Below are 17,473 nucleotides of genomic sequence, written 5' to 3' on the forward strand. Positions count from 1 at the left end.
GGCCGGCTCCGTGTGATTAATCCAACGATGTTTGGTTTTGACGTAACGTAGACCACAGAAGACAGTTTGGAAAGACCCCGGCGAAATGGAGTACACGTGGCAAGGCCGAAGACAGCACTACTCGATGTCGATCGCATCGTCGATGCCGCACTTCAGATCACCGACGCCACAGGCGATTTCACAGTTGCACAGCTCGCCTCCAAACTCGCCGTGCATCCATCCTCGCTGTACCACCACGTGTCCGGAAAAGACGAAGTGATCGATCGAATGCGGGCTCGAATCGGTCGCAAGATCGACAACACGGGCTTCGGAACGGGCCCGTGGGACGAGGCATTGAAGAGGTTGGCGTGGTCGTATCGAGCGGCGTTCGCCCGTCACCCCGGGTCCATTCGCTTGTTCGCGACCTCACGCATCCGCGACCGCGAATCGCTGTCCGAGTACGAGCGAATCGCCGACGGTCTGCACGATGCGGGCTTCGCTTGGCCCGAGGTACTTCCGATCATCATCGCGTTCGACAACTTCATTCTCGGCTCGGCCCTCGACATGGGCAGCGGCGGTAACCTCTACACACCCGACCCGCAGATGCACCCGGCCCTCACTGCTGCGGTGGGCGATCCCGAGGAACAGCCGAACCCCACCGACGTCGCCTTCGAGCTGGGACTGTCGGCACTGCTGACGGGCCTGCAACACCGCCTGGGCAATCGCTGACGCACCCTCCGCTCCTCGGGGCTCAGTGCGCCCCGGTGTGTCCGAGAGCCAGGCGACAACTACGGAGGAAGCCGCGGAATTCGTCTCGTTGACGCGGCGACAGATCGGCGACCATGCGGTCCTCCAGGTCACCGATCTGCGCGTCGTACTCTGCGAGCAAGCGTCGTGCTTCCTCGGTCAAGCTCGTGAGCATCCGCCGTTTGTTGGCCGGATCCGTTCGGCGAGTGACCAATCCACGCTTCTCGAGTGCGGCGATCATCTCGCCCATCGTCTGAGCCGTCACGAAGGAATTGCGTGCCAACTCCGCGGACGACAGCCCGTCGCGTCGACGTAGCACCGTCAGCGCGGTGTACTGCACGGCAGTGATGTTCTTCGGCCGCAACAGCGCATCCATCTGGGCCCGCACCGCCAGCTCGACCTGCTTGATGGCGTAGAGCAGCGTCGGCTGCTCGCCTGCCGACGACGGCCTCGATGGCACGTTCACCACCTCGCTTTCCGAACTCGCGTGTGGCTGCAGCCTAATTACCGAATGCCGCCGACCGGCACCTGGATCGCCTATTGCTTTCCGCGCATGCGCGAGGTTGTATATAAGGAACCCTGTTAATCAGGTCACAGCCGGCCATCGAAGCGAGGCGTTCATGACGATCACCGACGACAGCGTCACTCCCACCCGACCCGACGTCACTCCCGGACGGCTCTTCGTCGACGGTCACTGGCGTGACGCTGCCGCAGGTGGCCGATCCGACGTACTCGATCCGTCGACGGGAGCGGTGCTCACCTCCGTGTCCGAGGCGTCCGCTGTAGACGTCGACGCAGCAGTGGCCGCAGCTCGCACCGCCTTCGACGACGGCCGCTGGTCGTCGCTGCCCGGACGCGAACGGGCACGCATTCTGCACCGAGCCGGTCAGCTCATCCGCGAACGCGCCGACGAGATCGTTGCCGTCGAAAGCGCCGATGTGGGTAAGCCGATGTCGTTGTGCCGCCCGGTGGACGTACTGACCTCCGCGGAGCAGTACGAGTACTGCTCCGCACTGGCTCAGACGCTCGGTGGATCGCATCGCGACACTCCGCTGTCTGCGCACGCGTACACGCGCAGAGAACCGCTCGGTGTGGTCGCCGCGATCACCCCCTTCAACTTTCCGCTGATTTTGTCGAGTTCGAAGATCGCGCCTGCACTCGCCGCGGGTAACACCGTGGTCCACAAACCCAGTGAGGACACCCCGCTCAGCGCATTGCTGATGGCTGAAATATTGACCGAGGCGGGCGTACCGCCAGGCGTGATCAACGTCGTCACCGGAACAGGTTCCGTTGCGGGAGAGGCACTTCTGCAGCATCCGGGAGTCGACAAGATCGCATTCACCGGGTCAACGGCTGTGGGCAGGCACGCTGCCGGGGTCGCAGGCCGCAATCTGGTACCGGTGACGATGGAACTGGGTGGCAACGCCGCACACATCGTGTTCGAGGACGCCGACATCGACAAGGCGATCGGAGCGATCATCAAAGGGTTCGTCTTCAACTCCGGGCAGTTCTGCATGGGCGGCCCGCGCCTGCTCGTCCAGCGCTCTCGATACGAAACGGTGTTGGACATTCTGGCCCAGGCGGTTCCCGGTGTTCCCGTCGGCGACCCGTTCGATCCGGCCACGGTGGTCGGACCCATGGCCGGAGAGCGGCACGTGCACAAGGTCGAGGAGTACGTGGACATCGCCCGCCGCGACGGCGGCCGTATCGTCGTCGGCGGGCACCGTCCAGACCTGTCCGGTACGCCCCTCGCCGGTGGCTCGTTCTACTCCCCCACCGTTATCGCAGACTTGCCCGCCACGTCGCGGGTCGTTCGAGAAGAGATCTTCGGACCCGTTCTGACGGTACAACCGTTCGACACCGAAGACGACGCGGTCCGCCTGGCCAACGGCACCGAATACGGCCTCGCTGCCGGTCTGCAGACGACGAATGTGGCTCGCGCACATCGTGTTGCAGCACGACTGCACGCCGGCATCGTGTGGGTCAACGACTGGGCGATGCTCGATCCGGCCGTTCCCTTCGGCGGAGTCAAGAACTCCGGCTTCGGCCGTGAGTACGGCCCCGAGGGCCTCGACTCGTACACCAAGGTCAAATCCGTCGTCATCTCGCTCGACTGAATCGAAGGCTCGACCGAATCGAAGGCCTCGACCAAATCGAAAGGGCAGTGCCATGACCACAACCACAGCGGCAGTAGTCGAATCGGGCGGAGCCGCGTTCACATTGTCCCCGGTCCAACTGGGCGAACCCCGCAGCGGAGAAGTGCGCGTGCGCATCGTCGCAGCCGGCTTGTGCCACACCGATCTGGGCGTCGCCGCGGGCGGGCTGCCGTTTCCGCTTCCCGGCGTCCTCGGCCACGAGGGTGCGGGGGTCGTCGAAGCCATCGGTCCCGGAGTCACCGGCGTGCAGGAAGGTGACCACGTTCTGCTGTCGTTCACCTCGTGCGGTACCTGCGGAAACTGCCGAGCCGGTCATCCCGCCTATTGCGCAACGTGGTTGCCGCTCAACCTCATCGGCGGGGCTCGCGCCGACGGCTCCAGCCCGATCACGCGCAACGGCACTGCGCTCGGAGGCCATTTCTTCGGCCAGTCGTCGTTCGCGAATCACGCGATCGTGGACGAGCGGAGCCTGGTTCGGGTCGATTCCTCCGCACCGCTGGAGATCCTGGCACCGCTGGGCTGCGGGGTGCAGACCGGAGTCGGTGCCGTGTGGAATGTGCTGCGACCACGCCCGGGAGATACCGTCGTGGTGACCGGCGCAGGCGCAGTGGGTCTTTCGGCCATCATGGCTGCCGCTCTCACTCCCGCGGCCAAGATCATCGCGGTCGATCGGGTTGCCGAACGCCTGGAACTGGCCACCGAGTTGGGAGCGACCCACGTCGTCGACGCCACTCGCGAGGACACCGCGGCTGCGTTGGCAGAACTGACCGAGGGCTCCGGCGTCGACGGAGCCATCGAAACCACCGGGAACGTAGGGGTGCTGCGCACCGCGATCGATGCCCTGGCCCCTCGTGGAACCGCCGTCGTCGTCGGCGCTCCGCCCTTCGGCACCGAGGTCCCGGTCGACGTCAACGCCATGCTGCCGGGCCGACGCATCGTGGGACTGACCCTCGGCGACAGCGAAACGCAGACCCTGATTCCGGTGCTGGTGGATCTTGTCGTGTCGGGTCGATTGCCCCTGCAGCGCTTGATCACTCACTACCGATTCGACGACATCAACTCCGCGGTGGCGGACATGATCAGCGGTGCGTCGATCAAACCGGTCCTCCTCTTCTGACCGGGATTCCGACCGGGCTTCCGGCATCCGGAAGTCCGCTCGCACCGGCGGGGTGGCGTGCCACACACTCGATGTCACGATCGCTGACGAGACGTCAAGCGACCGAACGACTTCTACGTGTTCAGGAGAATCGATGACGACAATCGTCCGTAACCAGTGGTATGTCGCTGCGTACAGCAGAGAAGTGGGCCGAGAGCTGTTCTCGCGCACCATTTGCAGCGAGCCCATTCTGTTGTGGCGCACCGAGTCCGGGGCTGTGACCGCAATGAGCGATCGTTGTGTGCACCGGCGGTACCCACTCTCCGCGGCCCCCAGCCACCTCGATGGCGACACCGTGGTCTGCGGGTACCACGGATTCACGTACGGCAGTGACGGCGGCTGCGTCTCTGTTCCCGGACAGAAGCGGGTGCCGAGGACGGCCAGGCTCACCACCTATCAGGTGCACGAGCAGGATTCGTTCGTCTGGATGTGGATTGCCGACCCGGACGATCCGATCGACGGCGACATCACTCGTATTCCCCGGGCCCCGTGGATGGACTCCCCGGACTACACCGTGGTGAGCGGAATGGAGCCGATCTCGTGCAACTATCAGTTGCTCGTCGACAACCTCATGGACCTTTCGCACGAGACCTACCTGCACGGCGGTTACATCGGCACTCCCGAAGTCGCCGACACACCGATCACCACCGAGATCGACGACGATCGCAACGTCATCTACGTTTCGCGGCACATGGACGACGCCGAATGCCCACCGTTCTACTCGAAGTCCACCGGCATCGACACGCGCATCTCGCGTTGGCAGGACATCGAATACATGCCCCCGTGCCTGTATCTACTGCACAGCCGCATCGCTCCGCTCGGATCACCGCTACCCGCGGACGACGGCTCCGACGCCCACGCGTTCCACAGCGAGATCGTGTACGCGATCACTCCGGAAACCGAGACCTCGACACACGACTTCTGGGCTGTTGCGCGCGATTTCGCAATCGACGACAACGAAGTGTCCCAGTTTCTGGCCGAGAACAATCGCACAGTGGTCATGCAGGACGTGGTGGCGCTGAACATTCTTCAGCAAGCACTGGACACCGAAAAGGCCGGCTACCAGGAACTGTCGATCAACATCGATGCGGGCGGCCTCGGTGCGCGTCGGCTTCTGAGCAAACTCCTCGAGGGCTCGCGAGCAGGTGCCGAGGTGGTGTCGTGACACCGGAACCGAATCGAATGCTGCAGGGCCCCAACGTGCTGCGTGTGGTGTGGGTTCCGGGTACCGACCGGCTGCGCGGCGTCTGCCATTGTGGCTCGTCCCGGCTCGAGGAGGATCCGGCACTGCTGTGGGAGTGGTTGCTCGCGCACCCCATCGGGCACTTCTCGACCGTCGACCCCGGCCATCCCGAGTTGCCCTCGGTGCGAGGCGAACTCGTGAGTCACGTGGGGAGAGCCGAGTGACGCGAAACCTCCCCGAGTGCGACCTGGATCTGATCGTCTCGGACAAGTGCAGCGGCGCGGATGGCGTTGCCCTGCTGCAGTTGCGCAAGCCGGACGGCACAGACCTGCCGAGCTGGACGCCGGGAGCTCATATCGATCTGGAGTTGACTTCCGACATCACCCGCCAGTACTCGCTGTGCGGAAGCCCGGCCGACCGCGACACCTGGCGCATCGGAGTCCTACGAGAACCGGCATCCCGCGGTGGTTCGCTCCATGTCCACGACACCCTTGCCGTCGGCGACACCGTCCGTGTCCGTGGACCGCGCAATCACTTCGAGTTGACCGAATCCGAGAACTATCTGTTCATCGCCGGCGGTATCGGAATCACACCCATCATCACGATGGTGGCCGAGGCCGAGCGGCGTGGGGCCGGGTGGTCGCTGGCGTACGGCGGCCGGTCCCGCGACAGTATGGCGTTCGTCGACGAGCTCGTTTCCCGCTACCCCGGCAACACGACCGTGGTCCCGCAGGACGAAAAGGGACTGCTCGATCTCGACGATCTGCTCGGGACTGCGCGCGTCGGCACGGCCGTCTACTGCTGCGGACCGGGGCCCCTGCTGGACGCCGTGACCGAACGCGCGGGGCACTGGCCCGAAGGAAGCGTGCACCTCGAACGGTTCCGTGCCGACACACTCGATCGGCCGACATCGGGTGCGTCATTCGAAGTCGAACTTTCTCTGAGCCGACGAACCGTCACCGTGCATCCGGACGATTCGGTGCTCGACGCCGTGACGAACTCGGGAGTGCAGGTGCTCTCGTCGTGTAGAGAGGGAACGTGCGGAACCTGCGAAACAGCCGTTCTCGCCGGCACCGTCGACCATCGCGACACACTGTTGACCGAGGAGGAACGCGGTGCCAACGACACCATGATGATCTGTGTGTCCCGGTCGACGGGCCCCCGGCTCGTTCTCGAACTGTAGAGCTCGTTGTACGACATTCCTTACGAATCGAAGCCCTACGAATCGAAGAAAGCACTCCATGACGGCCGAGGGCCCCGCTCGCACCGGTCCGGTGGCCGTACGCGCGCTGACACTGCTGGAGGCGTTCACGCCAGAGCATCCGACCTTGACGTTGAGCGAGCTCGCTCGACGATCGGGGTTCCCGCTCTCCACCACGCACCGGCTCGCGCTCGATCTCGTCGGGTGGGGAGCGATCGAGCGCGATGACCGGACGGGCAGATTCCACATCGGTCTGCGACTGTGGGAGATCGCGTCACTCGCACCGCGGGGCCTGGTCCTCAGGGAAAGCGCGTTACCGGTCATGGAAGATCTCGCCCACGTCACCCAGGAGAACGTGCAGCTGGGAGTACGCGACGGTCACGAGGTCGTGTTCGTCGAGAGAATTCGCAGCCGTGACTCGGTGGCCCTGCGCACGCGCGTCGGCGGCCGTTTCGCATTGCCGCCCACCGGAGTCGGTCTGGCGCTGCTGGCCCACGCGCCCGCCCACGTTCAGGAGGAGGTGTGCTCGGCACCGTTGACCAGATTCACCGAGCACACCATCTGCGATCCGGACATCCTGCGGCGCACGCTGGCCGATATTCGGAGAACCGGTGTCGCCGTCAGCGACAGACAGATCACCTCGGACGCCGTATCGGTTGCCGCACCGATCTTCGACCGCAGTCGTACGATCCGCGCGGCCGTCTCGGTCGTCGTCGATGCCGATACCGCAGCCCCGCACATGCTCGCCCCGTTGCTGCGGGCCGCCGCCCTGAGTATCGAACGCGCACTGTCCCCGCCCGACATATCGGCGCGCTCGTAATGCGCGGAGCACGGTCGGTGTGATTACCCGATCTCGTGGTACCCCTGGAGTATGAGTGAATTCGCGACGGGACCGGTAGCTGCGTCCGACAATCCGCCTTCATCGGTCCCGCCGTCATGGGGACTGGAGTCGACGTTGGTGGACGACGTTCCCGGCTTCACGGTGCCGTGGCAGGGCGCACCTGCACCGAATCCGCGGGTGCTGATCCTCAACGAGGACCTCGCCAGGTCACTGGGACTCGACCCGTCGATGCTGCGCTCCGAGCAGGGCGCAGGCGTGTTGTCCGGGGCTGTCTCACCGGCCGATTCGACCCCCTCGGCGATGGCGTACGCCGGTCATCAGTTCGGCGGATTCGTGCCGTTGCTGGGCGACGGTCGAGCACTACTGCTGGGCGAGCTGCACGACGAACACGGCCGACGAGTCGATCTGCATCTCAAGGGCTCCGGTGCCACGCCGTTCTCCCGCGGCGGAGACGGGCGCGCGGTGGTGAGTGCGATGCTGCGCGAGCACCTGATCAGTGAGGCCATGCACGCTCTGCACATCCCGACCACCCGCTCGTTGGCCGTCGTCACGACGGGTGAGCAGGTGGTTCGAGAGGCAGGTCCGCAGCCCGGCGCAGTGCTGGCTCGGGTTGCCTCGAGCCACCTGCGGGTAGGGACCTTCGAGTTCGCGGCCCGCCGCGAGGGTCTCGCGCAGAACCTCGCCGACTACGCCATCGCACGTCATTATCCCGAGCTCGCCGACCCCCCTGCAGAGGGCGCGGAGAGTCGATACCTCGCATTCTTCGAGGCCGTCGTCGACAGGCAAGCACAGTTGGTGGCGCAGTGGATGTCCGTCGGCTTCGTGCACGGCGTCATGAACACCGACAACACGACGATTTCCGGTGAGACGATCGACTACGGGCCGTGCGCGTTCATCGACGCCTACGATCCTGCAACGGTCTTCAGCTCGATCGATCACGGCGGCCGCTACGCGTACGGCAACCAACCCGCCGTCCTGGGTTGGAACCTGGCACGATTCGGCGAAACACTACTGCCGCTGGTCGATTCGGTTCCGGACCGCGCCATCAGCGCGCTGACGGCGGTGTTGGACTCCTACGGTGATCGCTACCGACAGCACTACGAGAACCTGATGCTCGCCAAGCTCGGCCTCGATGGGATCGAACCGGACGGCAGTCTCCTCGACGAACTGCACGTGCTTCTGCGGGATCATCGTGCCGACTGGACCCTGACCTTCCGCGCGTTGGCGGAGAATCTGCGGGGCAACGACGCAGATTTTGCGTCACTCGTACCGCACGAGGCAGCTGCACCGTGGCTCGAACAATGGCGCGCAGCGGTGCTCGAGCGGGGCCACGACCTCCGGTCCGTCGCGGACGCCATGGACCGAGTGAACCCCGCGTACATTCCTCGCAACCATATGGTCGACGCGGCGCTGGCAGCAGCGACCGAGGGTGACCTCGCGCCCTTCGACCGCTTGTTGTCGGTCGTGACGAATCCGTTCGACGGTCGGGACGAGCTGTCGCAGTACGCCGGACCCGCGCCCGTCGACTTCAGCGCGGGGTTCCGAACGTTCTGCGGGACGTAGTCAGCTGACCGCAGCAGTTGCGACGCGATATTCGCGTCGCAACTGCTGTGGGGCACAGGGAGTTCGGGCCTACTTCTCGTCGGGATCCAGGGCGTCCTTGATCTTCCCCATGACGCCCTTCTCGGTACCCAGTGCGGCCGACGCGGGATCTCCCTTGGCCCCGTCGTACGTCGCGTACAGCTTCGGATCGGGTGCAGGCGCGGATGCCTTCCCGCCCAGAGGCTGCGGATCGGCGAGGAACCCCATCTGCCGTTTGCCGTCGGGCGCAAGCCGATTCGCCCAGCCACCGGTCGAGGAGAACTCACCGTCCGAGAGGTGCCACAGATCGGTTGCGTGCTCGGATGCCTCCTCGTCGAGAAGTGCACTCGGTGCTACGACGTCCTCGAGTCCGTCGGCTTGCAGCTCTTCGATGGCAGCGAGCCACAGATTCTGATGGTGAGTATCGCGAGCAAGATTGAACTGCAGCATGGCCTTGACGCCCGGGTCGTCGGTCATGTTGTACAGACGCGCGGTCTGCAGCCGCCCTTGCGCCTCGGCCGCAACGTTCGCACGAAAATCTGCGAGCAGGTTGCCGCTGGCGATGATGTACCGACCGTTCCACGGGTAGCCGTTGGAATCCGCCGGAAGGGCACCGCCGCCGGACACGATCGCCTGCTGCGGGTCCATGCCGCCCATCACTGCCGCTACCACGGGATCGGTAGCAGCGGCTTTGGTCGACTCGGTGGCCGGTGCACCCTCGAGCAGACGAGCGACCATGGTGGCCAGCATCTCCACGTGACCCATTTCTTCGGTCGCGATGTCCATGATCAGGTCCTTGTACTTGCCCTCCATGCGACAGTTCCAGCCTTGGAACAGATACTGCATGGTCACGGTCATCTCGCCGAATGCACCACCGATGAGCTCCTGAAGCTTGTGTGCGTACACAGGATCCGGCTTCTCGGGCTTGGCATCGAATTGTAGGTAGTCGGTGTGTCGGAACATAGGGACTCCAGTTCGGGTCGAAGTTCGAGCAGGTGACTCGATCCGGCTACCCGCCGAAATTCCCAGCAAACACTTTGCACTGCAAGGGTTTAGAACTCGATACACAGGTCTGGACCGCGACTTCTCCACGCCTCGACGACGGACACCGGCGGAACATCGGAGCACACAAGGCTTTACGCAGCACCGTCCGCACGAGGGCCGCTGCGCTATCGACCTACAGGTAAGTCCCCTGCAGTGCGTCCACTGCAGCGACTCGAGGTCGCGAAGGCGTCGTCGCCGCGCCGACGACCCGACCGAGCGAGCCGGCACGCTCGACGTGCACACGTTCGCTGAGCCGTCGCACATTACGGTCGGCAGCGGAGGTGGCCAGGACGACGGTGAGGCGATACCCACGGCACAACAGCCGATGGGCTGCGTCGACGATGTACTTGGTTGCGGCATCACCGATCTCGGTGACACCGACCAGGTCGACCACCACCGGTCGGTCGGCGAGCACGGACCCCGCCAGGCAGTCTGCCAACAGGCGGGTATTGCCGGGGATCTCGAGTGCGCCCTGCACCGAGACGACGATGGGGCCGTCGTCTCCGCGGTCGACGGACATCGAAAACGACGAGGATTCGGGAATCATGGGCATTGACCTCCACAGATCGAAGACTGTGGCAGGGGAAGATCGTGGTTCGTACCGCAGTCGATTCTGCGGGCGTGGTCTCCACCCAATCACTGTGCAGGATACCTCGACTCGGGCCTGGACGCGACCACCCCTGCGTTCGGCGGGGCCGTTGGCGTGCGCTCGGGACAGGTGCGAATGCACCCGCGAGGCTCTGTATATTATGACCCCGTTCGGTCGAGTCGGGGCCGGGAGTTGACGAGTGGCTGCCTGCTGTCCATGCGGGGGCCCGACCGAAACGAGCCCACCAGATGAGTGACTTTTCCATCGAAGACGACCGTCTTCACGACGCACCGGACGCCTCGGGTTCGGCGTTCGCCCGGATCGGGCAATACATCCAAGCGTTGCGCCGAATCAAGGGGAAGATACTGACCGGTGCCGACGTCGATGCCGTTCTTCAAGCCGTGTGCTCCGAGGTCGCAGCCGTGGTTCCCGACGCGGGTCTCGTCGGCATCACCATGCTCGACGACACCGGCCGACCGCGAACCGTGGCGTCCACCGACCCCGCTGTGCACGACATCGATTCCGACCAGTATCGCGCTGGTCAAGGCCCCTGCCTGCACGCAATCCGCAGCGGACGTATGGTTCGCGCACAGGCGCACGAGGCAGTAGCTCGCTGGCCTCGCTTCGCTGCCGCAGTGGCCGATCTGGGCGTCCACAGCTATTTGTCGGCCCCGCTGACGCCCGACGAGCACCGCCACGGGTCGCTGAACATCTACGGGACGAGTGCCGACGGCTTCGACCCACTCGACGAGGTCTCGGTGGCCCTGCTCGCCACCTCGATCGAGACCGTCATCGCGATCACCGAGCGCGCCCGGTCGGCCGAACGAGAAATCACCGGCCTGCGGACAGCGATGAAAACGAGAGCTGACATCGACCAGGCGAAAGGAATCATCATGGCGATGCGCGGAATCTCCGCCGACGACGCGTTCGCCCTGCTGTCCGAGCAGTCGCAGAACAGAAACATCAAGGTCAGCGAGATTGCGTCGGCGATGATCGAGTCGGTTGCCGAACATTCGAACTCTCGAACCGGCCTGCACGAAGAAACGAACACTGGGTATGATTCGGACAGCGTGGTGTAGCCCCTGCCCGCAGTCGACAGCGCGGCTCGCACCGGGTTCGCCTCGGTTCTGCAATCCTTGCCGGTCTCGGTTACGCCGCAGTGCGCTGTTCGACGAACATGCCACTGCACAGGGTAAGGACGGTGACCCCCTATGAAACACAACGAGTTGCTCGGGCTTGGCATCGCCAGCGAACACCATGACAACGCAATTGTTCTGCGGGTCAACGGAGAAGTGGATCTCGCGACCGCCTCCGATCTCGCCCACCACATCGAACAAGCGGTCACGGCAGCGCCGGCAGCCGTGATCGTCGATCTGTCGGGGGTGTCCTTCCTGGCCTCCGTCGGCATGAGCGTGCTCATCGCAGCTCGCCGAAAGGCATGCTGCTCAACCTCGTTGGTGGTGGTTGCATCCGGGCCGACCACGGGGCGGCCGATGCATCTGGTCGGACTCGATGCTGCGATTCCGATTTTCACCGATATCGATTCGGCCCTCGAGTCCGTCGGTTCGTCGCTGAGGAAGTCCGTAACCGGGGCATCGGGCTCGTCCGAGTCCGGTGCCGGGTGTCCAGAGTGTGCGACCGGCACGTCGACCGCGGATGTACACACTGCGTGAACCGGTCCGATTTCCACCGCCTACCCGTCGAGATCGCACTAGTCTTGGTCGATGACGACGGGTGACGAGGACGAGGACGAGGACGAGGACCACCGTGCGTGGAACGACAAAGCGCGCAACGAAACTCCCACCCAGCAGTTGGATCGCAATTGGTCGTCGTTGCTACAGGAACTCCGTGTCGTACAGACCGGTGTACAACTTCTGACCGGGTTCTTGTTGACCCTGCCGTTCCAGGCCCGCTTCGACGGGCTGTCCACGGCCGGCCACGTGGTCTATCTGATGACGGTGTCGGCGTCGATGCTTGCGACGATCCTGTTGGTGGCTCCCGTCAGCATGCACCGACTCCTGTTCCGGCAGCGTGCAATAGGGGTCATAGTGCGCGTCGGCAACATACTCGCCATCAGCGGTCTCGCCATGTTGGGAGTGACACTGGTGGGTGCTGCCGCCCTGACGTTCGAGATAGTGCTCGGTGTGCGCGCCGCAGCCCCCGCGGCCGCTGTCGTGGCGTCGACGGCCGTCGCGTTCTGGTTCCTACTGCCCCGGATCCACCGCCGTCGATAACGTCTCGTCGACGGTGCCTCAGGGCCGGCAGTCGACGGCCGTGCGCCACCACCGATCGTCCGGCCCCACCGGCATGGCGCGCTTGTGCCGGGTCTTGTCGAACCAGCGCTCGATGGTGTCCACCGCATCGTCGTCGACGGGTCCGCCCTGCAGGTATGCGTCGATCTGTGCGTAGGTGACGCCGAGTGCTTGTTCGTCCGGGAGCGCGGGACGGTCGTCCTCCAGGTCTGCTGTCGGCACTTTGCGCCACGTCGATTCCGGTGCGTTCAGGTGCCGCAAGAGCTGCGCACCTTGGCTTTTGGTGAGACCGCTCAGCGGAGTGACGTCCGCGCCTCCGTCACCGTATTTGGTGAAGAAGCCCGTCACCGCCTCGGCCGCGTGATCGGTACCCACCACCAGAAGATTCTCCTGGCCGGCGATCGTGTACTGCGCGATCATGCGTTCGCGCGCCTTGATGTTGCCCCGTACGAAGTCGGCGATACGCGGAGTATCCAGCGCCGAGGCGGCCGAGCGCGCCGAGGCGTCGACGGCGTCGCGGATATCGACAGTGACCGTCCGGTCCGGCTCGATGAAGTCGAGTGCGACGACGGCGTCGGCTTCGTCCGCCTGAGTGCCGTACGGCAGACGCACCGCGACGAATGTGGCCTGGTTACCGAGTTCCGCAGCCTCGCGAACGGCCAGCCGAGCGAGCTTTCCGGCCAGGGTGCTGTCCTGCCCCCCGCTGATGCCGAGCACGAAACCCGCTGTGCCAATGACTCTCAGATAATCGGCGAGGAAACCGACCCGGCGGCGGATTTCCGCGTCGGGGTCGATCGACGGCCGAACACCCAGCTCGTGCTGAATACGGCTTCGGACACTGGAATCGGTACTCATACTGCGCTCCGATCTCGTTGACGAACAGTTGTCTGCACCCGCCCGGCGTCAGTTACCCGTGGGCCCGTTTCCGCGCGTGGCGCAGCAGGGTATCGAGAGAAAACGCCATGGTCCGGGCCAGAACTTCTTCCGGTTCACCCTCGAAGTGCTTGCATTCGGTGCTCACGTCGCCGCGGTCGTACACCGCTGCCCACACCGTCCCCGGTGGTTGGTCTTCCTGGCTCTGCGGCCCGGCTTCGCCGGTGACGGCGATCGTCAGATGTGCGCCGACCAGCGACGCCGTCGATCGAGCCATCGCCGTCGCGGCCTGTTCGCTGACGACCGGGCCGTCGGGGACCTCGAGCAGCGTGTGCTTCACGCTCTCGTGGTACGCGACGATTCCGCCGCGATACCACTGCCCCGAGGACGGTGCCTTGCCGAGCATGGCCGCGAGATTTCCGGCGGTCAGCGATTCGGCGGTGCCGATCGCGATGTCGTACGTCTGCGCCAGGTCGGCAATCTTCCTACATACCGAGGAGGCGTCGGCCTCGGTCGGTAGACGCTGTTCTGCATCGGTGTCCATCACACACTCTCCGTACCTGATTCGTCGAAGGTGTTCGCCGGATTGTTTCAGCGACTGGTTCTGTGGGCGCGGGGCCGGAGGCTGCAGGGGTTGAACCTCCGGCCCCTGGCTCGACCGCACGGCCCGGGCGCGTACGCCGAGCTGTGTATCGACTTCCACGCACGACGGCAGTCCAAACACGGGGCTTACGACCGATATTCGGGTCCTTATCGCAGATACCGGACCCTTGGCACGTGTTCGCGAGCAGTGCTAATTTCGGATCGACAGTCAGTTCCAAGGAGGTGTGTTATGCCGAATCGACGTACTTCTGCGGGGGCAGAGCGACCGGTAGCGTTCTACTCCGACACAGACCGCGCCATGATCGACTTCGCCCTGAGATGGGTCAACCACGGAGGCGGACCGGACGACGAAATCCGGTCCGCCTTCGCGATGTCGACTCAGGACTACTACCGCACCGTGTTGGAGATCCTCGACCGCGACCCCGGCAGCGTGTTCGGCGAGTTCGGCCTCAGCCCTGTCATGGTGACGCGAATCAAAGCCATTGCCAGAAGGCGCATCTGGCTCACCCGGTGATCGGCTCCGCGCTACCGGACGTCGAATCGATCGTTGTCTGCCAGCTTCGCCCACGCGGCCACGAAGTCGTCGACGAACTTGCCACCGTTGTCGGCCTGGGCGTACACCTCCGACAGCGCTCGCAGTTGTGAATGGGACCCGAACACCAGGTCGATCGATGTCGCTGTCCACTTCTGGCTGCCGGAGCCACGATCCGTGCCGACGTAGGTGCCGTCCTCACTCGTCGCCCATTCGGTGTCGGAGTCGAGCAGATTGACGAAGAAATCGTTGCTCAGAACTCCGGGGCGATCGGTGAACACTCCATGGCTCGAACCACCGTGGTTGGCCCCCAAGGCTCGAAGACCGCCGAGAAGAACCGTCATCTCGGGCGCAGTCAGATTCAGCATGTAGGCGCGATCGAGGAACAACACCTGCTCGGGAGTGCTCTCCCCTGCAGCCACGTAGTTGCGGAACCCGTCGGCTCGTGGCTCGAGTACCGAGAACGATTCGACGTCGGTCTGCTCCTGCGTCGCGTCGGTGCGACCCGGCCGGAACGGGACGGTCACCTCGTAACCGGCGTCGCGTGCGGCCTTCTCGACGGCCGCATTGCCGGCCAGCACGATGACGTCGGCGAGCGAGACCTTCTTGTCACCGGCCGCTGAGCCCTCGAACTTTTCGCGTATACCGTCCAAGATTGCGAGCACCTCGCGGAGGACCTCGGGTTCGTTTGCCTCCCAACTCTTCTGTGGCTCGAGCCGAACCCGAGCGCCGTTGGCACCGCCGCGGTAATCGGTGACTCGGAAGCTGCTGACCGACGACCACGCGACACCGATGAGCTGAGCGATCGTCAAGCCCGAGTCGAGGATCGCCGACTTCAACGCAGATGCGTCCGCCTCGTCGATCAGGTCACCGTGCGGCGATGGAACCGGGTCCTGCCACAGCTGAGGTTCGGGAACCCACGGCCCGAGGTACCGGGACACCGGTCCCATATCGCGGTGCAGCAACTTGTACCACGCCTTGGCGAACGCGAGCGAGAGCTCCTCGGGGTGATCCAACCACCTCCGAGTGATCTTCTCGTACGCCGGATCTGCCCGCATGGAGATGTCGGTGACGAGCATCGTGGGGGCACGGCCCGGACCGCCGAACGGATCGGGAATCGTGCCCGCACCGGCACCGTCCTTGGCAGTGAACTGCCACGCGCCGGCGGGGCTCTTCGTGAGCTCCCACTCGTATCCGTAGAGATTCTTCAGGTAGCCGTTACCCCACTGCGTCGGAGTCTCCGTCCAGACCACCTCGAGCCCGCTGGTGATCTGGTCCTCGGCCTTGCCCTTGCCGTAACCGTTCTTCCAGCCGAGGCCCTGCTGTTCGATGGGGGCACCCTCGGGTTCCGGCCCGATCTTGTCGGCCGGTCCGGCTCCGTGTGTCTTACCGAAGCTGTGTCCACCGACGATGAGTGCCGCCGTCTCCTCGTCGTTCATCGCCATCCGCGCGAAGGTTTCCCGGATGTCGTGGGCCGCGGCCACCGGATCCGGCTCTCCCTCGGGGCCTTCGGGATTGACGTAGATCAAGCCCATGGTGGTGGCACCGAGGGGCTTGGAGAGCTCCCGTTCGCCGGAGTATCGCTTATCGGTGCCCAGCCACTGATCCTCGGGACCCCAGAAGACCTCTTCCGGTTCCCAGATGTCCTCCCGACCGAAGCCGAATCCGAACGTCTCGAACCCCATGGACTCGAGCGCCGCGTTACCGGCGAACACCAGCAGATCGGCCCACGAAATCTTGTTGCCGTACTTCTGCTTGACCGGCCACAGCAACCGACGCGCCTTGTCCAGGTTGGCGTTGTCCGGCCAACTGTTCAGTGGCGCAAAGCGTTGCGCGCCCTGACCCCCACCGCCTCGTCCGTCGAACGTGCGGTAGGTGCCGGCGGCGTGCCAGCTCATACGAATGAAGAGCCCGCCGTAGTGGCCGTAGTCGGCCGGCCACCAATCTTTCGAAGTGGTCATCACCGAGATGACGTCGGCTTTGAGCTCGTCCACGTCGAGCTTCTCGAATTCCGCTTTGTAGTCCAGCTTTTCGCCGAACGGGTTCGATTTGGAGGTATGCGCATGCAGGATGGACAGGTCCATCTGCTCCGGCCACCAGTCCTTGTTCGTCAGCGGTGCGTGCGCCTTGGGCTTCGGCGACTCGATGACCGGATTCTCGCTCTCGCTGGTGCTGGCGGTCTCGGTGGCGGAGTGGGGTGGGCGTGCGTCGGAGGTCACGAATTGTCCTTTCCGATGGGCATTGTGGATGGACGATCGCGGGCTGCGATCGATCGGTCGGATGCACAACTGGGGCACGTTCCCCAGTAGGTCACCTCGGCCTCGTCGAGGACGAAACCGTGATCTCGGGCGGGTCGTGCACACGGTGGCTCACCGGTGGCGCAGTCGGCGTCGACGATGAAACCACAGGAACGGCAGACGATGTGGTGATGATTGTCTGCCACTCTGGTTTCGTAACGTGCCGAGTGACCCGCGAGACGGATACGACGAACCAAACCCGATGCAGTCAACGCATCGAGCACGTCGTACACGGCCTGCTTCGACACCGTGGGCAGGGTGGCGCGCGCCAGTCGCAAGATGGTGTCGGTATCGGAATGCGGTTGTGCATCAACGATATCGAGAACCAACTCTCGGGGACGCGTCACCCTCAGTCCGGCGTCACGAAGCATGCTGGCGGAAGTACTTGCCATGGCTTTCACGATAACCACCTTCGGTCGCATCGTCGATCGTTTCCTGG

The 17,473-nt window shown here is 64.5% G+C and carries 19 protein-coding genes; 12 read left to right on the plus strand and 7 right to left on the minus strand.

Features of this window, described 5'->3' with window-relative positions; translation table 11 throughout:
• The first annotated feature begins 96 nt into the window (after positions 1 to 96).
• Complete coding sequence (locus J2X62_RS04580; protein ID WP_032366821.1) at positions 97 to 708, plus strand: TetR/AcrR family transcriptional regulator; 612 nt, start codon at positions 97 to 99, stop codon at positions 706 to 708.
• A 22-nt stretch (positions 709 to 730) separates the two neighbouring features.
• On the opposite strand, the gene J2X62_RS04585 is transcribed toward J2X62_RS04580, so the two are convergent.
• Positions 731 to 1,186: a MarR family transcriptional regulator gene (locus J2X62_RS04585; RefSeq protein WP_310177926.1), complete on the minus strand. Its 456-nt coding sequence runs from the start codon at positions 1,184 to 1,186 to the stop codon at positions 731 to 733.
• A gap of 160 nt (positions 1,187 to 1,346) precedes the next feature.
• Between J2X62_RS04585 and J2X62_RS04590 the strand changes: the two genes are divergently transcribed.
• The 7 genes from J2X62_RS04590 (at position 1,347) to J2X62_RS04620 (ending at position 8,826) form a co-directional block, all read left to right on the plus strand.
• The gene (locus J2X62_RS04590; RefSeq protein WP_310177929.1) at positions 1,347 to 2,843 is read left to right on the plus strand and encodes an aldehyde dehydrogenase family protein; all 1,497 of its coding nucleotides are present in this window, start codon (positions 1,347 to 1,349) and stop codon (positions 2,841 to 2,843) included.
• A gap of 52 nt (positions 2,844 to 2,895) precedes the next feature.
• Positions 2,896 to 3,999: an NAD(P)-dependent alcohol dehydrogenase gene (locus J2X62_RS04595; RefSeq protein ID WP_032381516.1), complete on the plus strand. Its 1,104-nt coding sequence runs from the start codon at positions 2,896 to 2,898 to the stop codon at positions 3,997 to 3,999.
• A 133-nt stretch (positions 4,000 to 4,132) separates the two neighbouring features.
• Positions 4,133 to 5,203, plus strand: coding sequence for an aromatic ring-hydroxylating dioxygenase subunit alpha (locus J2X62_RS04600; protein ID WP_310177935.1), 1,071 nt, complete (start codon positions 4,133 to 4,135; stop codon positions 5,201 to 5,203).
• Positions 5,200 to 5,445: a hypothetical protein gene (locus J2X62_RS04605; protein WP_201245408.1), complete on the plus strand. Its 246-nt coding sequence runs from the start codon at positions 5,200 to 5,202 to the stop codon at positions 5,443 to 5,445. Before J2X62_RS04600 ends, J2X62_RS04605 begins: the two co-directional genes overlap by 4 nt.
• Positions 5,442 to 6,404, plus strand: coding sequence for a PDR/VanB family oxidoreductase (locus J2X62_RS04610; RefSeq protein ID WP_032381514.1), 963 nt, complete (start codon positions 5,442 to 5,444; stop codon positions 6,402 to 6,404). The genes J2X62_RS04605 and J2X62_RS04610 overlap by 4 nt, the downstream gene beginning before the upstream one ends.
• A 58-nt stretch (positions 6,405 to 6,462) precedes the next feature.
• Positions 6,463 to 7,242, plus strand: coding sequence for an IclR family transcriptional regulator (locus J2X62_RS04615; protein ID WP_052054635.1), 780 nt, complete (start codon positions 6,463 to 6,465; stop codon positions 7,240 to 7,242).
• Positions 7,243 to 7,293: 51 nt separating this feature from the next.
• The gene (locus J2X62_RS04620) at positions 7,294 to 8,826 is read left to right on the plus strand and encodes a protein adenylyltransferase SelO family protein (protein ID WP_310177946.1); all 1,533 of its coding nucleotides are present in this window, start codon (positions 7,294 to 7,296) and stop codon (positions 8,824 to 8,826) included.
• Between the two features lie 69 nt (positions 8,827 to 8,895).
• Here the strand turns inward: J2X62_RS04620 and J2X62_RS04625 are convergent, their stop codons facing one another.
• The gene (locus J2X62_RS04625) at positions 8,896 to 9,807 is read right to left on the minus strand and encodes a manganese catalase family protein (RefSeq protein ID WP_032369153.1); all 912 of its coding nucleotides are present in this window, start codon (positions 9,805 to 9,807) and stop codon (positions 8,896 to 8,898) included.
• A 214-nt stretch (positions 9,808 to 10,021) separates the two neighbouring features.
• The gene (locus J2X62_RS04630) at positions 10,022 to 10,435 is read right to left on the minus strand and encodes a hypothetical protein (RefSeq protein ID WP_072692057.1); all 414 of its coding nucleotides are present in this window, start codon (positions 10,433 to 10,435) and stop codon (positions 10,022 to 10,024) included.
• Between the two features lie 290 nt (positions 10,436 to 10,725).
• On the opposite strand from J2X62_RS04630, the gene J2X62_RS04635 reads away from it, so the two are divergent.
• The 3 genes from J2X62_RS04635 to J2X62_RS04645 all read left to right on the plus strand — a co-directional run bounded on the left by J2X62_RS04635 (position 10,726) and on the right by J2X62_RS04645 (position 12,711).
• Positions 10,726 to 11,556: a GAF and ANTAR domain-containing protein gene (locus J2X62_RS04635; protein ID WP_052057046.1), complete on the plus strand. Its 831-nt coding sequence runs from the start codon at positions 10,726 to 10,728 to the stop codon at positions 11,554 to 11,556.
• A 132-nt stretch (positions 11,557 to 11,688) separates the two neighbouring features.
• Positions 11,689 to 12,150 carry an STAS domain-containing protein gene (locus J2X62_RS04640; protein WP_052053449.1) on the plus strand — a complete coding sequence of 154 codons (462 nt, stop codon included), beginning with the start codon at positions 11,689 to 11,691 and terminating at the stop codon, positions 12,148 to 12,150.
• Positions 12,151 to 12,201: 51 nt separating this feature from the next.
• Entirely contained in the window at positions 12,202 to 12,711 is a 510-nt protein-coding gene (locus tag J2X62_RS04645; RefSeq protein WP_032391873.1) for a DUF6328 family protein, read from the plus strand.
• Positions 12,712 to 12,729: 18 nt separating this feature from the next.
• Here J2X62_RS04645 and nadE read toward each other — a convergent pair whose 3' ends face one another.
• Together nadE and J2X62_RS04655 are read right to left on the minus strand one after the other, a co-directional pair.
• Positions 12,730 to 13,584, minus strand: coding sequence for an ammonia-dependent NAD(+) synthetase (nadE, locus tag J2X62_RS04650; RefSeq protein WP_310177955.1), 855 nt, complete (start codon positions 13,582 to 13,584; stop codon positions 12,730 to 12,732).
• A 52-nt stretch (positions 13,585 to 13,636) separates the two neighbouring features.
• Positions 13,637 to 14,146: a CinA family protein gene (locus tag J2X62_RS04655; RefSeq protein ID WP_027495707.1), complete on the minus strand. Its 510-nt coding sequence runs from the start codon at positions 14,144 to 14,146 to the stop codon at positions 13,637 to 13,639.
• A gap of 288 nt (positions 14,147 to 14,434) precedes the next feature.
• Between J2X62_RS04655 and J2X62_RS04660 the strand changes: the two genes are divergently transcribed.
• Complete coding sequence (locus J2X62_RS04660; protein ID WP_048317425.1) at positions 14,435 to 14,719, plus strand: DUF3263 domain-containing protein; 285 nt, start codon at positions 14,435 to 14,437, stop codon at positions 14,717 to 14,719.
• An 11-nt stretch (positions 14,720 to 14,730) separates the two neighbouring features.
• Here J2X62_RS04660 and katG read toward each other — a convergent pair whose 3' ends face one another.
• Positions 14,731 to 16,956 carry a catalase/peroxidase HPI gene (katG, locus tag J2X62_RS04665; protein ID WP_310177960.1) on the minus strand — a complete coding sequence of 742 codons (2,226 nt, stop codon included), beginning with the start codon at positions 16,954 to 16,956 and terminating at the stop codon, positions 14,731 to 14,733.
• Positions 16,953 to 17,426: a Fur family transcriptional regulator gene (locus tag J2X62_RS04670; protein WP_045842162.1), complete on the minus strand. Its 474-nt coding sequence runs from the start codon at positions 17,424 to 17,426 to the stop codon at positions 16,953 to 16,955. Before J2X62_RS04670 ends, katG begins: the two co-directional genes overlap by 4 nt.
• Positions 17,427 to 17,473: the final 47 nt, after the last annotated feature.

This window comes from Rhodococcus sp. 3258, assembly GCF_031456475.1.
GTDB classification, from domain to species: Bacteria; Actinomycetota; Actinomycetes; order Mycobacteriales; family Mycobacteriaceae; genus Rhodococcoides; species Rhodococcoides fascians.

What these genes read in the sequence shown, in the direction of transcription:
- J2X62_RS04615 (WP_052054635.1), top strand. Translation starts at nt 6,463, where the DNA reads ATGACGGCCGAGGGCCCCGCTCGCACCGGTCCGGTGGCCGTACGCGCG.
- J2X62_RS04670 (WP_045842162.1), bottom strand. Translation starts at nt 17,426, where the DNA reads ATGGCAAGTACTTCCGCCAGCATGCTTCGTGACGCCGGACTGAGGGTG.
- J2X62_RS04595 (WP_032381516.1), top strand. Translation starts at nt 2,896, where the DNA reads ATGACCACAACCACAGCGGCAGTAGTCGAATCGGGCGGAGCCGCGTTC.
- J2X62_RS04625 (WP_032369153.1), bottom strand. Translation starts at nt 9,807, where the DNA reads ATGTTCCGACACACCGACTACCTACAATTCGATGCCAAGCCCGAGAAG.
- J2X62_RS04655 (WP_027495707.1), bottom strand. Translation starts at nt 14,146, where the DNA reads ATGGACACCGATGCAGAACAGCGTCTACCGACCGAGGCCGACGCCTCC.
- J2X62_RS04645 (WP_032391873.1), top strand. Translation starts at nt 12,202, where the DNA reads ATGACGACGGGTGACGAGGACGAGGACGAGGACGAGGACCACCGTGCG.
- J2X62_RS04620 (WP_310177946.1), top strand. Translation starts at nt 7,294, where the DNA reads ATGAGTGAATTCGCGACGGGACCGGTAGCTGCGTCCGACAATCCGCCT.
- J2X62_RS04635 (WP_052057046.1), top strand. Translation starts at nt 10,726, where the DNA reads ATGAGTGACTTTTCCATCGAAGACGACCGTCTTCACGACGCACCGGAC.
- J2X62_RS04590 (WP_310177929.1), top strand. Translation starts at nt 1,347, where the DNA reads ATGACGATCACCGACGACAGCGTCACTCCCACCCGACCCGACGTCACT.
- J2X62_RS04630 (WP_072692057.1), bottom strand. Translation starts at nt 10,435, where the DNA reads ATGATTCCCGAATCCTCGTCGTTTTCGATGTCCGTCGACCGCGGAGAC.
- J2X62_RS04640 (WP_052053449.1), top strand. Translation starts at nt 11,689, where the DNA reads ATGAAACACAACGAGTTGCTCGGGCTTGGCATCGCCAGCGAACACCAT.
- J2X62_RS04660 (WP_048317425.1), top strand. Translation starts at nt 14,435, where the DNA reads ATGCCGAATCGACGTACTTCTGCGGGGGCAGAGCGACCGGTAGCGTTC.
- nadE (WP_310177955.1), bottom strand. Translation starts at nt 13,584, where the DNA reads ATGAGTACCGATTCCAGTGTCCGAAGCCGTATTCAGCACGAGCTGGGT.
- J2X62_RS04600 (WP_310177935.1), top strand. Translation starts at nt 4,133, where the DNA reads ATGACGACAATCGTCCGTAACCAGTGGTATGTCGCTGCGTACAGCAGA.